The organism is Acidobacteriota bacterium (assembly GCA_009861545.1).
GTDB lineage: Bacteria > Acidobacteriota > Vicinamibacteria > Vicinamibacterales > UBA8438 > WTFV01.
On sequence record VXME01000063.1, the window covers coordinates 13,201 to 34,334 of the forward strand.

Genomic DNA, 21,134 nt, shown 5'->3' on the forward strand with positions numbered 1-21,134 from the left:
GACAGAGGGTGGCGACCCGTCGGGCGCGTTGCGCGGACCGCGATCGAGACCGCCGGATGCCGCCGGCAAGACCGGCGACGTTGCGGGGTGCAGGCACGAGGGGCGTTGCCGGCCGGCCAGTGCTCCAAGGAGACGATGGAATGAACGTTCCGCATCGACCGTTGACCACCATCCTGACCTCGACTCTGGTGCTCGGGTGCGTCCCGCCCGCGGGAGCGCAGCCCGTCGACGCCGAGCGCTACTGGGGGCAGTGGCGCGGGCCGGAGGCCAACGGCGTCGCGCGGCATGCCGATCCGCCGCTCGCCTGGAGCGAGACGGACAACGTCGCCTGGAAGGTGGAGGTTCCCGGCCGCGGGACGGCGTCGCCGATCGTGTGGGGCGACAAGGTGTTCCTGCTCACCGCAGTTCCGTTCGGCGATCCCGTGCCGCTGGCCGCGCCGGAGGTTGCGCGGCGCCAGCCGCCGCCGGAGCGCCGTGGGCGTGGGGCAGGTCGCGGCGGCCGCCGCGGCCGGCGGGGAGCGCAGGAAGTACAAGCGCACCGGTTCACCGTGCTGGCGTTCGACCGGGAGACCGGCGACGTCGCCTGGGAGCGGGCGGCGCGCGAGGCGCTCCCGCATGAGGGGTACCAGCAGCCGAACGGCAGCTACGCCTCCGGCTCGGCGGTGACCGACGGCGAGCGTCTCTACGCCTTCTTCGGATCGTGGGGGTTGTACGCCTACGACCTGGACGGCGAGCTGCTGTGGGAGGTCGACCTCGGCGACCGGTTCATGCGCAACGCCTTCGGCGAGGGGACCACGCCGGCGCTGTACGGCGATACGCTGGTGGTGACCTGGGATCACATCGGCGGCCAGTCGTTCGTCGCGGCGCTCGACGCCCGGACCGGCGAGGAGCGCTGGCGGTCGAACCGGGATGAGATCGACACCTGGGCCACGCCGCTCGTCGTCGAGCACGGCGGGCGCGCGCAGGTGATCACGCCGGCCATGAATCAGGTCTACAGCTACGACCTCGAGACCGGAGAGACCGTCTGGCGCAGCCGCGGCACGACCATGAACGCCATTCCTTCGCCGGTGCACGCCGGCGGCATGGTGTACGTCACGAGCGGCTACCGCGGAAACAACCTGCAGGCCATCCGGCTGGCCGACGCGCGGGGGGAGATCGCGGGCACCGGCGCCATCGTCTGGCAGCTCGACCGCGACACGCCCTACGTGCCGTCGCCGTTGCTCTACGACGACGCGCTCTACCTGCTCAAGAGCAACGACGGCATCCTGTCGGCGTTCGATCCGCTGACCGGCGAGCCGCACTACGCGCTGCAACGCCTGCAGGGAGCCCCGAACGTCTTCGCCTCCCCGGTCGGCGCCGCCGGGCGCGTCTACATCACCGGCCGCGACGGTGCGACCCTGGTGATCCGGCAGGGGCCGCTGTACGAAGTGCTCGCGGTGAACCGGCTCGACGACGGTTTCGACGCCTCCCCTGCGGTCGTCGACGACGAGCTGTACCTGCGCGGCTACCGCCACCTCTACAAGATCGCGGAGAACTGACGAGCCCTCAGAACGTGCCCGGCAGGCGCGCGTCCAGGACCATCTCTTCGGTCAGCGTGCTCCCGAAGCCCGGCGTCGTCGGCGCGACGTAGTCGCCGTTGTCGGAGGGGGGCGACATCGCGTCGAGGATGGGCGACTGGGCCGGGAAGCTCTCGGCCATCGTGCAGGTACGCGCGGTCAGCGCGATCGGCAACCCCCAGACGCTTCCGCCGCGGTGCGGGATCAACTCCAGCCCGGCGCCCTCTACCAGGTCGCGGATGCGCTTGCCGGCGGTCAGGCCGCCGCACCAGGTGATGTCGGGCTGCAGAATCTCCGCCGCCTGGTTGCGGACCAGCACGTCGAAGCCGTGCTCGGTGTACTCGTGCTCGCCGCACGCCACGCGGGTCCATCCCGGACCGCCGCCGCCGATGCGGCGCACCAGCTCCGCGTACCCGAAAACGTCGTCGGGCGAGAGCAGCTCCTCCATGAAGTAGAGGTTGGCCGGCCGCAACTGTTGCGCGTAGCCGACCGCCCAGTCGGCGGTGCCGTTGCGCGAGACGCAGTCGATCATCAGGTTGGCGTCGGGCCCGATGGTGTCGCGGGCGGCCAGGACACGCTCGACGACTCGGTTCTGCTCGTCCGGCGGCGTGTGAGGGCCGACCGGCGTGCCGATCTTGAAGTTGCGGACGCCGCGGGCCAGTGCCTCCGGGATGTTGCCCCCGGTCTGGTAGATCGCGAGCCGCTCGCGCGGCCAGCCGCCGATCATCTCCGTTATGGGGCGCTCGGCGTACTTGCCGGCGATGTCCCACAGCGCGTTGTCGACCGCGCTCAGCGCCATCGGGAACAGGCCGCGCCGGCCGTAGAGCAGGCCCGAGCTGTACATCTGGTCCCAGCGCTGCTCGACGTCGAGCGGGCTGGTTCCGATCAGCAGGTGGCGCAGGTGTCCGCGGATGATCTCGACCGCCGCGGTGCCGCCGGCGCCCATGCCGAAGCCGACGATTCCCTGGTCGGTCTTGATGACGGCGATGATGGCCGACGGAAGCTGCTCGAAGGGGCCGCCCCAGCGCCAGCGGCGCGGGTCGTCGTCGCCGTCGAAGACCGGCGGGTCGAGCAGACCCTCCGACCGCTGGTTGATGTAGATGGGGTAGGCGTCGACCTCGCGGACGGTGATGCGCGGGCCCTGCATCTCGAGCCCCACCCCGGCCGGCGCCGGACGCGCGCCACCCGGCAGCGGATTTCCGGCCGCGCCGCGGGTCGCGCCGAACGACGCCGCGAGCGCCGCGAACCCGCCGATTCCACGAAGAAACCGCCGGCGCGAGGGCCGGCCCATGCCGTTGTTGGTCGGGTGGGACATGCGGCGAGTCTACACCGGCCGCCAGAAGCTCCGTCGGAGGAGGGATCTCCAAGTTCCTTGTGGACGTTCTCGTTGTCGGCAACGGCCTCCTTGAGGAACCAGGCGATGAGCGGCACTATACTCGCTGCGAAACCACAGAAACGCGCAGTCTCAGGCGAGGTCAGCCATGAACCGGTTACGAAGCGGACGCGTTCGAGGGATGTCGCAGGCGGCGCTGGCGGCTGCGACGATGATGATGGTGGTGGCAACGGGCGCGGCCGTGCCGGCGGCCGGTCAGGCGCCGGGGGAAGGCGCATACACGGCGGCCCAGGCGGAGTCGGGTCTCGCGATCTACGAGCGCGAGTGCGCCGTCTGCCACCAGTCCAACCTGCAGGGCACCTTCGAGGCGCCGCAGCTCGCCGGGGAGAGCTTCCTGCAGTTCTGGGGAGATCTGAGCCTGGGCGATCTCTTCGTCCGCATCAGCGGCTCGATGCCGCCGGGACAGGCGGGCTCGCTCACCAACGAGGCGTACCTGGACGTCGTGGCCTACCTGCTGCAGGCGAACGGCGCTCCGGCGGGCGATGCGGCGTTGACACAGGCCGCGTCCATCTCCATCGGGGCGGCCGTCAACGCGGCGTCCTCGGCAGTCGCCCGGGCGGGCGGTGGCGCACCGGCGGCGGCCACGGCTGCGCTCTCCGCAGCGGCGCCATCCGCCGAGCCGGAGCCGGGCGGCGTCACCATGGCCGGCACGGTCGAGGGCTACCGGCCGGTGACCGACGAAATGCTGCGCGACCCGGACGACGGCGACTGGCTGATGATCCGCCGCAACTACCAGGCGTGGAACTACAGCCCGCTGGCGGACATCGACCGGTCCAACGCCGGCGAGCTGGAGCTGGCCTGGGTGTGGGCGATGAACGAGGGGGGCTGGAACGCGCCCTCGCCGATCGTCCACGACGGCGTCATGTACCTCGCGAGCATCGGTCCGGTGGTGCAGGCGCTCGACGCGGCGACCGGAGACCTCGTCTGGGAGCACGAAGTGGAGGTGGCGACGACCGGCTACTCCGGCATGAGCCGCAACCTCGCCATCTACGAGGACAAGCTGTTCATGGCCACCCCGGACGCGCGGCTCATCGCCCTCGACGCGCGCACGGGCGAGCGGGTGTGGGACACGGTCATCGCGGACCACGCCGAGGGCTTCCGCAACACCAGCGGGCCTGTCGTCGTCGGCGGGACCCTGGTGCAGGGCCTCAGCGGGTGCGACCGGTACACGCTGGAGAGCTGCTTCATCAGCGGCTACGACGCCGACACGGGCGAGCGGCTCTGGCGCTTCAACACCGTCGCCCGCTCCGACGAGCCGGGCGGCAACACCTGGGCGAACGTGCCGGACTACCTGCGCGGGGGCGGCGACACCTGGATCACCGGCAGCTACGACCCCGGCCTCGACCTGGTCTACTTCGGGGTGGCGCAGGCCAAGCCGTGGGTTGCGCTCAGCCGCGGCATGACGGTGGACGACCCCGCGCTCTACACCAACTCGACCGTCGCGCTGCGGCCGGGCGACGGAGAGCTGGAGTGGCATTTTCAGCACGTGCCGGGCGAGACCCTGGACCTGGACGAGGTGTACGAGCGGGTGCTGGTGGACGTCGGCGGCCGCAAGGCGGTCTTCAGCGCCGGCAAGCACGGCATCCTCTGGAAGCTGGACCGTGAGACCGGCGAGTTCCTCGGCCACAAGGAGACCGTCTACCAGAACGTGTTCGACCATATCGATCCCGAGACCGGCGCCGTCACCTACCGCCAGGACATTGCCGACGCGCAGTTCGAGCAGCTCGTGCCCGCGTGTCCGAGCACCGCCGGCGGGAAGAACTGGCACCCGATGGGCTACCACCCGGGATCGGGGCTGCTGGTCCTGCCGCTCGCGCAGTCGTGCATGGAGCTGTCGGCCCGTGAGGTCGCCTTCGAGCTTGGCTCGGGCGGCGTCGGGATGAGCTCGCGGCCGTTCCACGAAATGCCCGGCACCGACGGCCGGCTGGGCAAGCTCGCGGCCTACGACGCCGAAACGCTGGAGGAGGTCTGGAGCATCGAGCAGCGGCCGACGTTCCTGACCGGCGTCCTCACCACCGCCGGGGGGCTGGCGTTTGCCGGGGACCTCGACCGCCGGTTCCGGGCGTTCGACGTGGAGACCGGGGACGAGCTCTGGCGCGCCCGCCTCGGGACGTCGGTGCAGGGCTTTCCGATCAGCTTCCGGGCCGGCGGCAGACAGTACGTGGCGGTGTCGACCGGCCTCGGCGGAGGCAGCCCGCGGCTGATGCCCCGCAACCTCGCCCCGGACGTGCGTCACCCGGGCAGCGGGAACGCCCTGTACGTCTTTGCGCTTCCTGAAGTAGAGGATCCGGACGCAGCGGCGGAGGCAATCGCGCTTCCCGAGGAGGAGTCCGTGGTGGCGGAGGAGGTGCTCGCGCTCGAGAAGCGGATGGAGGAGGCGGTCCTGCACGCCGACGTGGCGTTCCTCGACGGCGTCCTCGCCGAGAACTTCACCTACACGCACGGTGACGGCTGGACCACGGGCGGCGAGATACTCGGCGTCGACACGCGGGAGGAGTGGCTCGCCTCGCTGTCCGGCCGCTATTCCATGCGGGAGGTCGATTCGCAGCAGGTGGAGGTCCACGGCGACGTGGCCATCACGATGGGGCGGCTGCGCGCCCGTAGCGGCGGGCCCGTAGCCGAACAGCGCGGCTTCAGCTTCTGGTACGTCCGCGTCTACGCCCAGCGGGAGGGCGAGTGGAAGTACCTCTCGCACCGCACGGTGCACGGTCCCGTCTACGACGACTGACCGGAAGGTCCGGCATGGCGTTGGCCGACCATCGGCATCGCGCTGGCGGTTTGGCCGTGACGGCTCGGGTTCCCTGCGTCATTCCGGTAGCTTCCGGGATATCGTAGGTGCCGATTCCAGAGGAGAATCCCGATGCACGGACTCATGAAGCAATCGCCGATCCGGCCGGCGCTCGTCCTTGCGCTGGCGGTGCTGCTGCCGGCCGCGGCGCCCGCGCAGTCCTCGGACGCGCCGCGTACGCCCTGGGGCGATCCCGACCTCGGCGGGGTGTGGGACTACTGGACTTTCACGCCGCTCGAGCGGCCGGAGGAGCTGGCCGACCGGGCGACGCTGACCGTCGAGGAGGCCGCGGTGGTGGCTCAGGAGGCCAACGCGGCTGCGCTGGCGCGGGACCTCGCGGCGCCCCCGGGGGACCCCGGCGGGTACAGCCAGGCGGTCTGGACGGATCGCGCCCGTGCGACGGCGCTGACGCAGACGGCGCTGATCGTCGATCCGCCCGACGGCCGGATTCCGGCCCTCACGCCCGAGGCCGAGGCGCGCGAGGCGGCGCGGCTGGCCGCGGACGGGCAGCCGGTCCGGATCCGTGTCGGGGGCTACGGCACGGCCGGGCCGGAGGAGCGGGGGCTCGCCGAGCGCTGCCTGCTCGGTTTCAGCACCGGACCGCCGTTGCTGCCGGGCGGCTACAACAACAACGTCCAGATCTTCCAGACGCCCGATGCGGTCGTGCTGCTCATCGAGATGAACCACGATGTGCGCGTGGTGCCGCTCGACGGCCGGCCCGCCCTGGCCGACGGCATCCGCCAGTGGATGGGCAGCTCGCGCGGCCGCTGGGAGGGGGATACGCTCGTCATCGATACCCGCAACTTCACCGACCGTACCGCCAGCTTCGCGCTGACCGGTCTGGCCCTGGGCTCGGCCGGCGGCCTCCATCTGGAGGAACGGTTCACCCGCGTGGACGGCGACTCGCTGCTCTACGAGTTCACCGTCAACGATCCGGCGAGCTTCACGCGCTCGTTCAGCGGGCGGCTGCCGATGAACCACAGCGAACTGCCGCTCTACGAGTACGCCTGCCACGAAGGGAACTACGGCATGGAGAACCTGCTGCGTGGGGCGCGGGCCGAGGAGCGGAACGCGGCACAGGAACCGTGAGAGCGCCCGGGAGCGGACGGGCTCCGGCACACGGAGGACCGTGGCGGGCGGTGGGACCGCCCCCCGGCCTCGACCGACGGCGCGCCGTCAGACGGCGACGACGTTCTCCGCGGCCGGGCCCTTCTGCCCCTGTACGACGTCGAACTCGACCCGCTGGCCCTCGGCGAGGCTCTTGTAGCCCTGCCCCTGGATGGCGGAGTGGTGCACGAAGACGTCCTTCTCGCCGTCGTCGCGGGTCAGAAAGCCGAACCCCTTGCTGTCGTTGAACCACTTGACGGTGCCGGTTACTGCCATGTTGCGTACTCCAGACTGCTTGAACGATGTGAACGGTGTTGATTGTGCACTGACGGTGGTGGGTGACGTTGGGCGCGACGGCTAGAAGCCGCGCTTGCGGCCGCGCACGCCGCGGCGGCTGCCCTTCGGCCGGGAGGACTTCGGCGGCCGGTCGGGGCCCCACCCCGGCCGACTGTCCGCTCCGCCGCCGCCGGGACCTCCGCCCTCGTCCCAGCCGCCGCCGAACGACGGTCGGGGGGCGCGCTCGCGGGCCTCGCTGACCCGCAACGTCCGCCCGCCGAGCTCGACGCCGTCGAGCTCCTGAATCGCTTTCGACACGAGATCGGAGTCGCTGAACTCCACGAAAGCGAAGCCGCGGGGCCGGTCGGTGGCGCGGTCCACCGGCAGGACGACATCGACGACCTGGCCGACTCTGGAGAACGCGGTCTCCAGTTCCTCCCGGGACGTCTCGTAGCTCAGGTTGCCGACGAAGACTCTGGAAGAGATGGCGATCCTCCTGACAGATTGACGGCGTCGTGTGCGCTCGCCGGTCGGGGACGAAGCGCGCTGCTCAGCGCTCGCCGTGAGGAGAATCGGGTTTACAGGCTCGATCGGCTCGCAACGTGCCAAAGCAGGACGACGCACGGGTAGACGTCCAACACGCCGACCGTCTGTCAAGATACCCGAGCGCCGGCCGTGTGGCAAGTACCGGCGCCTGCACGAAGCGCGGACCGCCCGGCACGCGGGCCGGCAGCATGATGACGGCGGCGATCCGGCCCGGCACGCCGCCGACCCTGGCGCGAGACTCCTGGGCACCTATACTCTCCACGAGGGCTGACCGCGGCGCGCGCGGAGCCGTTCCGGACCGGGCGGGTGCGGCAGTGGCGCCGGCGTGGGGACACGGCAAGGAGTCGACGTGACGGACGGAGCACCGAAGAGCGCTTACGAGCTCGCAATGGAGAAACTGAAGCGGCAGGACGAGGCCGCCGGCGTCGAGTCGGTCGAGCTGTCGCCGGCGCAGATCGAGGCGATCGCCGAGGCCCGGCGCACCTGGGAGGCGCGGGTCGCCGAGTGCCGCATCCTGCACCAGTCTGCCGTGGCGGGCGCCGCCGACGTGCAGGCGCTCCAGGAGATCGAGGCGAACCACCGGCGGGACCTCGCCCGTTTCGCCTCGGATCGCGACAGGCGGATCGAGCGGATCCGCCGCGGCGAGACGAGCTGATCGAGGCGCGGCGAGCGTGAAGAGAATCCTGTTCGCGAGGTCCCGACTGCGGTGGACCAACTGGGTTCGAGCCCTGCTCCGCGACGCGCGGGCGCTCCGGCTCGTGCTGCGCGACCCGCGCACGCCGTGGTACACGCGGTGGTTCGTCACCGGGACGCTGCTGTACATCGTCAGCTCCGGAGACCTGATCCCGAGCTTCCTCCCGATTCTGCGCGATATCGACGAGCTGTTCATCATCCCCGTCGCCCTCCGGCTCGCGATCGGGATCGTGCCTCGCGAGATCATGGCCGACTGCCGGAGGCGCGCGCTCATTCTTCATCCGCCGTGACGAGCGGGGCGTTCGCCGGGCCGGGAGGGCGGAGAGGCGGCGAGCCGGGCCGCCGGCGTCAGTCCGGGATGTCGAGGACCACGAGCGTGAGGTCGTCGTCGAGCCTGAGATCGCCCTTCCCGATCCAGGCGGTCAGCCGCGCCAGCACCCGGTCCGCCCACACTTCCGCCGAGAACGAGCCCTCGTCGAGCAGCAGGCGGCGCAGCCGGAGCGGCGAGAAGAGCTTGCCGTCGGGGGAGGCCGCCTCCACCACGCCGGTGCTGTACAGCACCAGGCGGTCGCCGGGCTCGAGCGAGAGCTCGGTCGTGGCGTATTCCTCGCCGGGGAGCAGCCCGAGCCAGGGCCCGCGACTTCCCACTTCTTCCGCCTTCCGGTGGTCCCGCGAGAGCAACAGAGGAGGCACGTGTCCGGCGTTGGCGAGGGAGACGCGGCGGGCCGCCATGTCGACGTAGGCGTAGATGGCGGTGACGTAGGACTCGTCGAGCTGCCCGTACAGGTAGCGGTTCATCCCGGCCAGCACCTCCGCGGGACGATCCGCCAGGTGCACCTGCGACGCGGCCCCGGTCTTCACCATCGACGAGACGAGCGTCGCGGGCACGCCGTGCCCGCCGACGCCGGCCACCATGACGCCGAAGCGCTGGTGGTCGACCGGCAGGAAGTCGTACAGGTCGCCGCCGACCGCCTCGGCCGGAATGTCGCGTACGGCGCACGCCCCTTCCGGCAGGCGCAGGAAGGCCCGGGGCAGCAGGGACTGCTGTATCCGCTTCACTTGCCGGGCTACCTGCAGCTCCGCGTCGAGCGCGGCGAGCCGCAACTCGTTGTTCATCGTCCGCCGCACCAGCCCGTAGCCGAGACACCCGATCCAGATCAGGGCGCCCAGCGGCTGGAGGCTGACGTTCCAACGAAACGCCTCCAGGTGGACGAGCGCGTCGTGGACGATGGTCGCGACGAGCAGGAGCGTGCTGGCCAGGAAGGCGTGGTCTTCGGGGCTGGTGCGCATCCGGCCGATGACGATGTGCAGCAGAAGCACGAGCATCCAGACGATCACCAGCAGAAGATGGATGGTCAGCGCCGAGGCCGGCGTGCCGGTGGCGACGTCGACGCCGGCGGCCACGACCGCGAACGCCAGATGGAGCTGCCAGATCCTGCGAAACCCGGAGTACAGGCCCGCACCCCAGTAGTGCTCCACGAACAAGAACGACACGACCGGCTGGAAGTACAGACAGATCGGCCACGTGTGGTCCCAGACGATCGCCGGGACCGGGGTGGCGGAGCGAAAGGACGCGAGGTCCGCAAGAACCCGGAGCCCGTAGATGCACAGCCCCGCGCCGAACGCGGGCACGGCCGGATGGCGGCGGGATCGGAGAAGGACCGAGAGTACGAGCACCCCCAGGCCGTTGGCGAGCAGCACGGCGCCGAAAGCGAGCGGGATGACCTCGGCCGCGGGCTCACTCGCGGGGGGCATCACCCCTCCGGGGCGCAACGGTGCGCGAGCGGCGACGCATCGTCCGGCGCGGTGGCATCGCTCTGGCGGTTCAGCCTCCCGGCGTCCAGATCCGGGACTTCGGCTCGCCGGCCATCGCCAGCATCAGCTCGTTGAGCCGCTTGACGAATCCCGCCGGGTCGTCGAGGTGGCCGCCCTCGGCGAGCATGGCCTGGTCGAACAGGATGTGGCTCCAGTCCTTGAACCGCGCGTCGTCCGCCTCGTCCTTCAGTCGCGCCACGATCGGGTGCTCGGGATTGATCTCGAGTACGAGGGGCACGTTCGGCACGGCCTGGCCGGCCGCCCGCAGGACCCGCTCGAGGTTGGCGCTCATGCCGTCCTGCTCGGTCACCAGGCAGGCGGGCGAGTCCACCAGCCGGTGCGTCAGGCGCACTTCCCTCGCCTTGTCGCCGAGGGCCTTCCCGATGCGCTCGACGACCGGCTTCATGTCCGCTTCGGTCTCTTCCTTCTGCTGCGCCTCCTCCTCGCTGTCGGCGAGATTGCCGAGATCGAGATCGCCCTTCGTCACCGACTGCAGCGACTTGCCGTCGAACGCGGGCATGTGCGCCATCACCCATTCGTCGACCCGGTCGTGCAGCAGCAGGACCTCGATGCCCTTCTTGCGGAACACCTCCAGGTGCGGGCTGTTCCGCGCGGCGGCGAAGCTGTCCGCGGTGACGTAGTAGATCTTCTCCTGGCCGTCCTGCATGCGCGTCACGTAGTCGGCGAGCGAGACGCTCTGCTCGGCGCTGTTCCGGTGGGTGGAGGCGAAGCGCAGCAGCTTGCCGAGCCGCTCCTGGTTTCCCATGTCCTCGCCGATGCCCTCCTTGAGGACGCGGCCGAACTCGCGCCAGAAGTCGGCGTACTTGTCCGGCTCGTTCTCCGCCAGCTCCCCGAGCAGGCCGAGGACCCGCTTGACGGCGGCGTTGCGGATGGCCTCGACGTCGCGGGAGTGCTGGAGGATCTCGCGCGAGATGTTCAGGGGAAGGTCGTTGGAGTCGATCAGCCCGCGGACGAAGCGGAGGTAGCCCGGCATGAGCTCCTTGGCCCCGTCCATGATGAAGACGCGCCGGACGTAGAGCTTGATGCCGTGGCGTTGCTCGCGGTCCCAGAGATCGAACGGCGCCCGCCGCGGGATGTAGAGCAGGAGGGTGTACTCCTGCCGCCCCTCGACGCGCGCGTGGGTGTGCGCCAGCGGCACGTCGAAGTCGTGCGCGACGTGCTTGTAGAACTCGTCGTACTGCTCCTTCGAGATCTCCGTCTTCGGCCGCGCCCAGAGCGCCGACGCCTGGTTGACCTTCTCGGTGGTCTCGACGTCGCCGGTGTCCGCCTGCCTGCCGGGGACCTCCTCCTTCTTCATCAGGATCGGAATGGTGATGTGGTCGGAGTACTTCTGCACGATCGCCCGCAGCGCGGGGCTGGAGAGCAGCTCGTCCTCGCCGTCACGCAGGTGCAGGACGACCTCCGTGCCGCGCGCTTCTCGGGAGACGGCTTCGAGGGAGTACTCGCCCTCGCCGCCGCTCTCCCAGCGCACCGCCTCCCCGGCGCCGAGTCCGGCCCGGCGGGTCGTCAGCGTGACGCGGTCGGCGACGATGAACGACGAGTAGAAGCCGACGCCGAACTGTCCGATGAGCTGCGCGTCCTGCGTCTGGTCGCCGGTGAGCTGCGCGACGAACTCGCGGGTGCCCGACTTGGCGATGGTCCCGATGTTGTCGATCACTTCCTGGCGCGACATGCCGACGCCGTTGTCGGTGACCGTGATCGTGCGGGTGGTCGGGTCGACTTCGACCTCGACCGCCAGGTCGGGGTTCTCCTCGAGCAGAGCCGCCTCGGTCAGCGCTTCGAAGCGCAGCTTGTCGCACGCGTCCGATGCGTTCGAGATGAGCTCGCGGAGAAATATCTCCTTGTTCGAGTAGAGAGAGTGGATCATCAGATCGAGGAGCTGGCGGGCCTCGGTCTGGAATTCGTGGGTCGTCCTGGTCGATGTCTCCGACACGGTACTGCTCCTCGGTCTTCGCGTGGTATCCAACCAGAAAATGTAGCACGGGACGTGCGATAGACGCCGGCCGGGAGCGAACCACCGTGCTATTCTGCGGGCCGGGAGTTCCGGCGGACCGGGGTGCCGGTCCTGTTAGCCTGCGGCGACCGCGCCGCGGACTTCTACCGGGACGGGAGCGTAGCGCAGCGTAACCGGTAGGCCCGGAGCCGAACGGCCGGGCAGGAGGAATCGAGATGGCACGCCGAAAGTTCGTGTGCGTTCTGGCGGTTCTGTCGTTCGCGGCGCTCGTGCCCCTCACCGCCGCCGCGCAGGGTGAGGCGCCCCGCACCGCGTGGGGACATCCCGACCTGCAGGGAGTCTGGGACTTCCGCACCATCACGCCGATGGAGCGTCCCGAGGACCTCGCCGGCAAGGAGTTCCTGACCGTCGAGGAGGCGGCCGAGCTCGAGGAGGTCCGGGCGGCCGAGAACGCGGCCCGCGACGATCGGGAGCCGGACGACATAGTCGGCAACTACAACACGTTCTGGTTCGACCGCGGCGACTCCGTCATCGGGACCCGACGCACGTCGCTGGTCATCGATCCGCCCGACGGCCGCATCCCGCCGCTGACGCCCGAGGCGGAGGGCAGGCGGACGGCGATGACCGAGGCGCGGAAGGACACCGGGCCGCACGAGCCCACCCCCGGCGGGTGGGTGGACGATCTCGGTCCGAACGGCCTGCAGGTGCGTTGCATCACCGGGTTCAACTCCGGTCCGCCGATGACCCCTGGCGCCTACAACAACAACGTGCAGATTTTCCAGACGCCGGATTCGGTGGTGCTCCTCAACGAGATGAACCACAACGTCCGCGTCGTGCCCCTCGACGGACGGCCGCACATCGATCTGCGCCAGTGGACGGGCGATTCACGCGGCTACTGGGAGGGCGACACGCTCGTGGTCGAGACCATCGGCTTCATCCGCGAGACCAGCTTCATGCGGGGCGGCGCCAGCGCCGATCTGAACCTGACCGAGCGCTTTACCCGCGTCTCGCCGCAGATCCTGATGTACGAAGCGACGATCGACGACCCAGCCACCTGGACGCGGCCCTGGAAGTACGAGGTGCCGATGCTGTCGAATCCGGAGCCGCTTTACGAGTACGCCTGCCACGAGGGCAACTACGCGATGGAGGTCATCCTCGCCGGCGCGCGCGCCGAGGAGGCGGAGGCCGCCGCGGAGGCACGGTAGGAGCAGGCAAGCGCGGTCGGCGCGCGTCGACATGGTCGATGCGGTCGGCGTGATCGAAACGATTGGCCGCAGGCCATTGACAACGGCGCGCCGTAGGCGCAAAGTTTGCAGTGAGTAGAGGAGGGAACTTCCCATGACATCCAGCGTCGGAACCCGGCAGTTCGGCTCCCTCGGCGTCGTCGTGCTCGCGGTGCTCGTCCTGTCGGCGGCGCCGGGGACGGCGCTCGCGCAGTCGGACGTCACGTTCACGAAGGACGTGCTTCCGATCTTCCAGGATTCGTGCCAGACCTGCCACCGCGAGGGCGCCATCGCGCCGATGTCGCTGATGACCTACGAGGAGACGCGGCCCTGGGCGCGCGCCATCCGCGAGAAGGTGGTCACGCGCACCATGCCGCCGTGGTACATCGACAAGAACATCGGCGTGCAGGGCTTCAAGTACGACCGCTCGCTGAACGACGAGCAGATCGCCACCGTCGCCGCCTGGGTCGACGCCGGCGCGCCGCGCGGCAACCCTGCCGACGCGCCGCCGCCGCGCGAGTTCGCCGACCGCGACCAGTGGCACATCGGCGAGCCCGACTGGATCGTCCCGATCCCCGAACCGTTCACCGTGCCCGCCGACGGCGCCAACTGGTGGGGCGACTTCTACGCCGACTCGGGGCTGACCGAGGACGTCTGGATCAGCGCGGTCGAGACGAAGCCGTCCTCCGAGGGCTTCCCGGTCGTGCACCACGCCGTCACCCGCGTGCAGGAGACGCCCGAGGACACGGAGGGCGATTTCCTGAACGAGTACGCCCAGGGCAAGAACGGCGACATCTTCCCGGCCGGAACGGGCCGCCTGGTGAAGGCCGGCACCGTCATCCGCTTCAACATGCACTATGCGTCGATCGGCGAGGACCGGACCGACCGCACCAGCGTCGGCCTGACCTTCTACCCGGAGGGCGAGACGCCGAAGCACGAGGCGTTCTCGCGGGCGCTGGCGCAGAACTACGACCTCGACATCCCGCCGGGCGAGGACAACGTCCGCCACGACAGCTACCACAAGTTCGAGAACAACGTCCGCCTGACCGGCTTCCAGCCGCACCTGCACAACCGCGGCAAGCGGCAGTGCATCGAGGCCATCTACCCGGACGGCCAGACCGAGATGCTCAGTTGCGCGACGTGGGACTTCGGGTGGCACATCGTCTACAACTACGCGGACGACGTGCAGCCGCTGCTGCCGGCCGGCACGATGATGCACACCATCACGTGGCACGACAACTCGGAGGCCAACCGCTGGAATCCGGATCCGCGGAACTGGGCCGGGTTCGGGCAGCGGTCGAGCGACGACATGAGCTTCACGTGGACGAGCTACTACGAGCTCGACGACGATGACTTCGCCGCCGCGGTGGCCGAGCGGGAGGCGATGAACGCCAACAACAACGACAACTGACGGAGTCGCCATCATGTTCAGGGGTGGTTTGCGTTTCGTGCTGCTGTGCGGTGCGGTCGGTCTGGCATGTGTGGTGGCGAGCGACGCGCAGGCGCAGCTCAAGTTCGACCGGGGCCAGAACGTCGCGCCGGTGTTCGAGGGGTGGGAGCGGAACCCCGACGGGACCTTCAACATGGTCTTCGGGTACATGAACCGCAACTACCGCGAGATGCCGCACGTGCCGGTCGGTACGGACAACTTCTTCGAGCCCGGGCCGGCCGACCGCGGTCAGCCGACCCGCTTCCACGTGCGGCGCCAGCAGTTCGTCTTCCGGGTGCAGGTGCCCGCCGACTGGGGTGACAAGGACCTGGTCTGGACGCTGACCGCCAACGGCCGGACCGACCAGGCGTTCGGGTCGCTGTGGCGGGACTGGGAACTCGACGACGGCGTCATCAAGGCCAACCGCGGCATGGGCGCCAATGGGTGGCCGGCCGACAACCAGTGGCCCTACATCGAGGTGGAGCCCGGGACGGATCTCGAGGTCACGCTGCCCGACGCCCTGACGCTGACGGCGCGCGTGAGCGACGACGGGATACCGGGGCCGCGTACCAAGCCGACGACACCGGAGCGGATCCAGGCGGAGAAAGAGCGCCGGGCGCGCCCGCACCCGATCAACCAGGCGGTGGTCAACGCCTTCGAGGCGGGGGAGACCGGTCTGGCCGTGACCTGGATCCACTACCGCGGGCCGGGCAGGGTGACGTTCGACCCGGCGGTCGCGCACATCGAAGGGGGGCGCGGCGGCGAGGTGGTGACCACCGTCACCTTCTCCGAGCCGGGAATCCACGTGCTCCGCGGCCACGCCGACGACACCATCAAGATCACGCCGATAGACGTGACGGTCACCGTCAACTGACCGACGCGCGTGAGAATCACCTGGGGGCCATCCGCGGCGGTGCGACTCGGTCGCGCCGTTTCGGGTGGCCGCTTCTTTTCTGGTTCATTTCGCGGAAGGAGAGACACGTGACGAAGCGTTCATCCATGCGTGCGGCGGCGGGCCTGCTGGCGGCGGCCGCGATGGTGGTCTTCGCGCCGTCCGCCGGCGCGCAGCAGTCCGACGACTGGCAGCCCGAGCGGCTCGCCGACGGCCAGCCGGACATCCAGGGAATGTGGAACAACACGCGGGCCATCTTCACGCCGCTGGAACTGGCGGACGAGCTCGCGGGGCGGGACGACGTCTCGACCGAGGAGCTGCAGCAGCAGGCCGAGGCGCGCGGCAGCGGGCGCATCGAACGATCGGAGTGGCGCGGTCACGAGAACAACCGCGGCGGCGTCGGCGGCTACGGGCTCTACTGGTTCGACTGGTTCTTCGACGACCCGACCGACATCGGGCAGCCGTCGATCATCGTCGAGCCGGCGACCGGCCGCGTCCCCGAGTACACCGCCGACGCCAGCGAGCGCATCGCGCTCAACATGGCCCAGCTCCACGACTCCTACGCCAACATGGAGACCGGTGACCGCTGCATCTCGCGCGGCGTGCTCGGCATGATGATGCCGACCGAGTACAACAACGGCACCCTCATCCTGCAGCCCCCCGGCTACGTGGTCTTCCACAGCGAGATGATCCACAACGCGCGCATCGTCCCGATCGAGGGCGCCCCGCACGTCGACGCGGGCATCCGGCAGTGGGAGGGCGACCCTCGCGGCCGCTGGGAGGGCAACACGCTGGTGATCGAATCGACCAACTTCCGGGCGGTGCGCAACATGCGCGGGCCCAGCGCCGGTATCCGTTCGCGGCAATCGGAGGCGCAACGTATCGTCGAGCGGCTCACCGTCGCCGGTCCGGACCTGCTGCTCTACTCGGTCACGATGGACGATCCGGAGACCTACACCGGACCGTGGACCGCGGCGTTCCCCTACGACCGCGACGACGGCTACGTGCAGTTCGAGTACGCCTGTCACGAAGGCAATTACTCGGTGCCCAATGCCCTGGGCGGCGCCCGGAAGGAAGAGGCGGACGCGCAGCGGTGACGCTTGGCAGCGGTAGTGACGCTGCGGCAGCAATGATGCGGAAGACAGTGACGCGGAAGAGGAGGTGTGCGATGACGAACCGGTTTTTCGCGCGGCTCGTGGTGGTTGGGTTCCTGGTGGCACTGGTAGCTCCCGCCGCGGCCCAGTCGGCCGACGAAGGCTGGACGGTACCGCGCACCGCGGACGGCCATCCCGATCTGCAGGGCGTCTGGGCGAGTGACTCGGCGACGCCCCTGGAACGGCCGGGGGAGCTGGCCGATACGCCGTTCCTGACCGACGAGCAGGTGGCGACGCTGGCCGAGCGCGCCGCGGCGCTCTTCAACGGCGAGACCGACGCGGCCTTCGGCGAGAGCGTGTTCCGCGCCGCGCTCGCCGACCGGACCAACTACCAGTCGGGAGACGGCGTCACCGAGGAGAACCCGCAGGGCACCGGCAATTACAACCAGTTCTGGCTGATCGACCGCTGGTTCGACAACCGGACGTCGCTCATCGAGGATCCGCCGAACGGGCGGATGCCCGAGATGACCGAGGATGGGAAGCGACGCGCCGAGGCGCGCGCCGCCGTGGAGCGCCCGCGCTTCCCGGCGGGGCCGGAGGATCTGGGGGCGGGCCTGCGCTGTTCGGGAGGCCGCGTGCCGATGACCGGGCGGGGCTACAACAGCAACTACCAGATCGTGCAGTCGGCCGACTCGGTCGCCATCCTGATGGAGATGATGCACGATACGCGCATCATTCCGCTCGATGGGCGCCCCCACCTGCCGGCCGCTCTCCGCAAGGATCTCGGCGATTCCCGCGGCCACTGGGACGGCGACACGCTGGTGGTCGAGACGACCAACTTCAAGCGCGACGTCAACTTCAGTGGCGCGACCAGCAATCTCCGACTGGTCGAGCGCTTCACGCGCGTGGCCGAGGACCGGCTGCAGTACGAGTTCACGATGGACGACCCGACGACATGGACCCGCCCCTGGATGGCGCGGATCTTCATGCGGCCGGCACCCGGAACCGGGCAGATCTACGAGTTCGCCTGCCACGAGGGGAACTACGCCATCGAGAACACCCTGCGCGGCGCGCGGTTACAGGAGGCGCAGGCCGGCGGCCAGTAGCAGCTATGGCCCGTTGCCGCGGACGGCGGTTCGCGATAGAGCGTTGAAGTGGTTCGGGCCGTCGCCCGGCTCGCCCGGTGTGCGGAGCACCATCAGGACAGGAGGCGCGGGTCGAGGGCCAGCCACAGGAGCCCGGACCCGAAATCGCTACGTTCCCTGCCCGGCGGCGGCCAGCGCCGGTTCCGCCGACGGCGCGCCCGGCGCGCCGACCGGCCGCAGCATGCGCAGGCCGTTGAAGGTGACGAGCAGCGATGCGCCCATGTCGGCGGCCACCGCCATCCACAGGGTGGCGGCCCCGAAGACCATGAACGCGAGGAAGATCGCCTTGGCGCCGAGGGCGACGGTGATGTTCTCGATGATGATCCGCCGGGCGCGCCGCGCGTGGTTCACCACGAACGGGAGCTTCCGCAGGTCGTCCTGCATCAGCACGACGTCGGCCGACTCGGCCGCGATGTCGGTGGCGTTGCCGTCCATCGCGTTCACCGGCCGCAGCTCGCGCACTTCCGGCTCGCCGCGGGTGACGATGCCGGTCTTGTCGAACGCCACCGCGCGCAGGCGCCCGAGTTCCTCGAGGTGCGATCCGCCCTTGATCAGCACGCCGTGGCGCGTGGCCGACGTGATGGCGGCGGCAATCGTCACCGGCGTCGAGATCACGAGCCCGCACGGGCACGAGATCAGCAGGATGAGCATCGCCTGATAGAACCAGTGCTGCCAGTCGCCGCCGAGCAGCAGCGGCGGCGCCGTCCCGACCGCGAGGGCCACCGCGAACATCAGCGGCGTGTAGTAGCGCGCGAACCGGTCGATGAAGCGCTCGGTCGGCGCCCGGTGATGGTGGCTCTCGCGGACCATGCGGGTGATGCGGGCCAGCATCGTGTCCGATGCGGCCCGCGTGGTGCGCAGCTCGACCATGCCGTGGGCGTTCACGGTTCCCGCGAACGAGCCGATGGCGTTGCGCGCCCGCCGCGCGCTCCAGTTCTCGATCAGCCCCGACAGCCCGTGGAGGAAGGCCAGCACCGCGGCCTCGGCCCACTCCGCCAGGAACAGGGCGGCGACGACCGACACCAGCACCAGTGCGCTCATGTCCGGCCGCAGGCGTACCAGCGAAGACGCCGCCTTCCGCCCCGAGGGAAGGAGCCCGGCGACGATGCCGACGAGCAGCAGCACCGCCACGGACGGGTCGACGTGGTGCGCCCCGTGGTTGTGCGCCAGAAGGGTCTCGACCACGCCGCCCCCCGCCACCGCGACATGCAGGACGAAACCGGCGACGAGCGCGAGCCCGCTGGTTGCAACCAGCACACGCCGGAGCACGGCGACCTCCTCGTTGCAGTCGAGGCCCTCGACGCGGTAGTCCAGTTCTTCGCGGATGCGTGCTCTCCTTGTGGCGGATCGACCTGACCCGCAATTCATGCTCCGAACGGGCCCGTCCGTGTTCCCGCCTACGCCGCCCCGACTTTCGCGCACTGTGCACACATGCCCTCGACCTCGACCGTGCGACGTGTCGCGACAAACCCGAGGGCGGCGGCATCCTCGGCAAGCAGTCCTCCGATCCGCGGATCCTCGAGCTCGACCGACGACCGGCAGCGGCTGCAGATGAAGAACAGGCAGTCGTGGTCGCGCTCGGGATGGACGCACGGGACGTAGGCGTTCAGGCTTTCGATCCTGGAAACGAGGCCCTGCCCCGTCAGGAACTCAAGCGCCCGGTACACCGTCGGCGGTCCGACCGGCCGCGAATCTGTGCGCGTGACCGCTTCGATCAACTCGTAGGCGCCCGTCGGCCGACCGCTCGCCCAAAGCAGTTCCAGGATGCGCCTCCGCATTGCCGTCATCTGTACGCCGCGCCCCTCGCAAATCGATACCGCGAGCGCGACCCGTTCGCGTGGCGAGTGCCGCCCACGGCAATCCGGATCGGTGCAGGGCCGGGGTCGGATCGACTGTTTGGTCATGGCCTGTCTCAACTTGCGGCAGGGACAAGCAATACTATAACATTGCATTCTGCTTCGGAAGAGAGCGCCATCCGGGGTGGTCCGACACCGACGAAAGGCCGGGACATGGACAGTGCAGTCGTCGAGCATCGAGCCTCGACCCCATCGCGCAACGCGTCGGAAGCGCTGCGTCGGCCGAGCCGCGCCGAGGCGGAGGCCGCCGTTCGCACGCTGATCGAGTGGGCCGGGGACGATCCCGACCGGGAGGGACTGAAGGGAACGCCCGACCGGGTCGTGCGGGCCTACGATGAATTCTTCGCCGGATACGCCGAAGACCCGGTCGCGTTGCTGGCCACGACCTTCGAGAAGCCCGCCTCCTATGACGAGATGATCGTCTTGCGCGACGTCCGCCTCGAGTCCCATTGCGAGCACCACATCGTTCCCATCCTGGGCAAGGCGCATATCGGTTATGTACCGACAGACCGCGTCGTCGGGAGCTCCAAGCTGGCGCGCCTCGTCGAGGTGTTCGCCAAGCGGATGCAGATCCAGGAGGCGCTGACGTCGCAGATCGCGGACACCATCCAGGAGGTGCTGGCGCCGCGCGGCGTCGGCGTCGTCATCGAGGCGGCGCACCAGTGCATGACCACACGCGGCATCCGCAAGCCGGGTGTCAGCATGGTCACCAGCCGCATGTTGGGATCGTTTCGCGACGACCGGACCACGCGGCAGGAGTTCCTGTCGACAATCCGTAGAGGCACTCTGCCGGAGAGCTGAACACGGGAGGCACGATGCACGCCAATCGATTCACAGCGTTCGCCGTATCGCTCCTGGTCGCCGTCGGCGTCCTGGCGACCGCCGTCCAGGCCCAGCCGCTCGAATCCGGCGAGGGTCGGGCGAAGCTCGGGGTGGCCTTGCGCGCGTTGAACAGCACGGGCGTCTTCCTGTCGGTCGTGGCCCATCCCGACGACGAGAACAACGCGCTGCTGGCGCGTCTGTCGCAGGGAGAAGGCCACCGTACCGTGCTGCTCTCGGCAACACGCGGTGACGGAGGCCAGAACGAGATCGGCCCCGAGCTGTTCGACGCCCTGGCGGTGCTGCGGACCGAGGAGCTGCACGCCGCGCACCGCCTGGACGGCGCCGAGCAGTACTTCACGCGCGCCGTCGACTTCGGGTACTCCTTCAGCGTCGAGGAGACCTTCGAGCGGTGGGGTCGGGAGGAGATCCTCGGCGACTTCGTCCGGATGATTCGCACCATCCGGCCCGACGTCGTCTCCGCCATGTCGCCGGAGGGGCGCGGCGGCGGCCAGCATCACCAGGCG

General features: G+C 69.7%; 19 protein-coding genes. 12 read left to right on the forward strand and 7 right to left on the reverse strand.

Annotation, left to right across the window (positions count from 1 at the left end; translation table 11 throughout):
* The first annotated feature begins 140 nt into the window (after window positions 1-140).
* Complete coding sequence (locus tag F4X11_10190) at window positions 141-1,538, forward strand: PQQ-like beta-propeller repeat protein (protein MYN65382.1); 1,398 nt, start codon at window positions 141-143, stop codon at window positions 1,536-1,538.
* A 7-nt stretch (window positions 1,539-1,545) separates the two neighbouring features.
* Here F4X11_10190 and F4X11_10195 read toward each other — a convergent pair whose 3' ends face one another.
* The gene (locus F4X11_10195) at window positions 1,546-2,871 is read right to left on the reverse strand and encodes a hypothetical protein (GenBank protein ID MYN65383.1); all 1,326 of its coding nucleotides are present in this window, start codon (window positions 2,869-2,871) and stop codon (window positions 1,546-1,548) included.
* A gap of 166 nt (window positions 2,872-3,037) precedes the next feature.
* On the opposite strand from F4X11_10195, the gene F4X11_10200 reads away from it, so the two are divergent.
* A complete protein-coding gene (locus tag F4X11_10200; GenBank protein ID MYN65384.1) occupies window positions 3,038-5,677 on the forward strand; it encodes a PQQ-binding-like beta-propeller repeat protein in 2,640 nt (879 codons plus the stop codon).
* A 132-nt stretch (window positions 5,678-5,809) separates the two neighbouring features.
* Window positions 5,810-6,826, forward strand: coding sequence for a hypothetical protein (locus F4X11_10205; protein ID MYN65385.1), 1,017 nt, complete (start codon window positions 5,810-5,812; stop codon window positions 6,824-6,826).
* Between the two features lie 87 nt (window positions 6,827-6,913).
* Here F4X11_10205 and F4X11_10210 read toward each other — a convergent pair whose 3' ends face one another.
* Together F4X11_10210 and F4X11_10215 are read right to left on the reverse strand one after the other, a co-directional pair.
* On the reverse strand, window positions 6,914-7,120 hold the full coding sequence (locus F4X11_10210) for a cold-shock protein (protein MYN65386.1): 207 nt from the start codon (window positions 7,118-7,120) through the stop codon (window positions 6,914-6,916).
* A gap of 81 nt (window positions 7,121-7,201) precedes the next feature.
* Window positions 7,202-7,606 carry an RNA-binding protein gene (locus F4X11_10215; protein ID MYN65387.1) on the reverse strand — a complete coding sequence of 135 codons (405 nt, stop codon included), beginning with the start codon at window positions 7,604-7,606 and terminating at the stop codon, window positions 7,202-7,204.
* Window positions 7,607-8,054: 448 nt separating this feature from the next.
* Here F4X11_10215 and F4X11_10220 point away from each other — a divergent pair, with 448 nt between their 5' ends.
* Together F4X11_10220 and F4X11_10225 are read left to right on the forward strand one after the other, a co-directional pair.
* Complete coding sequence (locus F4X11_10220) at window positions 8,055-8,321, forward strand: hypothetical protein (protein ID MYN65388.1); 267 nt, start codon at window positions 8,055-8,057, stop codon at window positions 8,319-8,321.
* A 16-nt stretch (window positions 8,322-8,337) separates the two neighbouring features.
* Window positions 8,338-8,649, forward strand: coding sequence for a DUF1232 domain-containing protein (locus F4X11_10225; GenBank protein ID MYN65389.1), 312 nt, complete (start codon window positions 8,338-8,340; stop codon window positions 8,647-8,649).
* A gap of 58 nt (window positions 8,650-8,707) precedes the next feature.
* On the opposite strand, the gene F4X11_10230 is transcribed toward F4X11_10225, so the two are convergent.
* Both F4X11_10230 and htpG read right to left on the reverse strand, forming a co-directional pair.
* Entirely contained in the window at window positions 8,708-10,114 is a 1,407-nt protein-coding gene (locus tag F4X11_10230) for a PP2C family protein-serine/threonine phosphatase (protein ID MYN65390.1), read from the reverse strand.
* A gap of 70 nt (window positions 10,115-10,184) precedes the next feature.
* Window positions 10,185-12,128, reverse strand: coding sequence for a molecular chaperone HtpG (htpG, locus tag F4X11_10235; protein MYN65391.1), 1,944 nt, complete (start codon window positions 12,126-12,128; stop codon window positions 10,185-10,187).
* A 236-nt stretch (window positions 12,129-12,364) separates the two neighbouring features.
* Between htpG and F4X11_10240 the strand changes: the two genes are divergently transcribed.
* From F4X11_10240 to F4X11_10260, 5 genes are all read left to right on the forward strand, one after another.
* Window positions 12,365-13,354 carry a hypothetical protein gene (locus F4X11_10240; protein ID MYN65392.1) on the forward strand — a complete coding sequence of 330 codons (990 nt, stop codon included), beginning with the start codon at window positions 12,365-12,367 and terminating at the stop codon, window positions 13,352-13,354.
* A 133-nt stretch (window positions 13,355-13,487) separates the two neighbouring features.
* Window positions 13,488-14,783, forward strand: a complete 1,296-nt coding sequence (locus F4X11_10245; GenBank protein MYN65393.1) for a cytochrome c — start codon at window positions 13,488-13,490, stop codon at window positions 14,781-14,783.
* Window positions 14,784-14,796: 13 nt separating this feature from the next.
* Window positions 14,797-15,675 (forward strand): hypothetical protein, encoded by an 879-nt coding sequence (locus F4X11_10250; protein MYN65394.1) that lies wholly within the window; start codon window positions 14,797-14,799, stop codon window positions 15,673-15,675.
* 107 nt (window positions 15,676-15,782) lie between these two features.
* The gene (locus F4X11_10255) at window positions 15,783-16,790 is read left to right on the forward strand and encodes a hypothetical protein (protein MYN65395.1); all 1,008 of its coding nucleotides are present in this window, start codon (window positions 15,783-15,785) and stop codon (window positions 16,788-16,790) included.
* A gap of 71 nt (window positions 16,791-16,861) precedes the next feature.
* Window positions 16,862-17,893 (forward strand): hypothetical protein, encoded by a 1,032-nt coding sequence (locus F4X11_10260; GenBank protein ID MYN65396.1) that lies wholly within the window; start codon window positions 16,862-16,864, stop codon window positions 17,891-17,893.
* 147 nt (window positions 17,894-18,040) lie between these two features.
* Here F4X11_10260 and F4X11_10265 read toward each other — a convergent pair whose 3' ends face one another.
* Window positions 18,041-19,300, reverse strand: a complete 1,260-nt coding sequence (locus F4X11_10265) for an HAD-IC family P-type ATPase (GenBank protein ID MYN65397.1) — start codon at window positions 19,298-19,300, stop codon at window positions 18,041-18,043.
* Between the two features lie 29 nt (window positions 19,301-19,329).
* On the reverse strand, window positions 19,330-19,836 hold the full coding sequence (locus F4X11_10270) for a transcriptional repressor (protein ID MYN65398.1): 507 nt from the start codon (window positions 19,834-19,836) through the stop codon (window positions 19,330-19,332).
* A gap of 105 nt (window positions 19,837-19,941) precedes the next feature.
* Between F4X11_10270 and folE the strand changes: the two genes are divergently transcribed.
* Together folE and F4X11_10280 are read left to right on the forward strand one after the other, a co-directional pair.
* The gene (gene folE, locus F4X11_10275; protein ID MYN65399.1) at window positions 19,942-20,589 is read left to right on the forward strand and encodes a GTP cyclohydrolase I FolE; all 648 of its coding nucleotides are present in this window, start codon (window positions 19,942-19,944) and stop codon (window positions 20,587-20,589) included.
* A gap of 14 nt (window positions 20,590-20,603) precedes the next feature.
* A partial coding sequence (locus F4X11_10280) for a PIG-L family deacetylase (GenBank protein MYN65400.1) occupies window positions 20,604-21,134 on the forward strand: 531 nt, incomplete at its 3' end.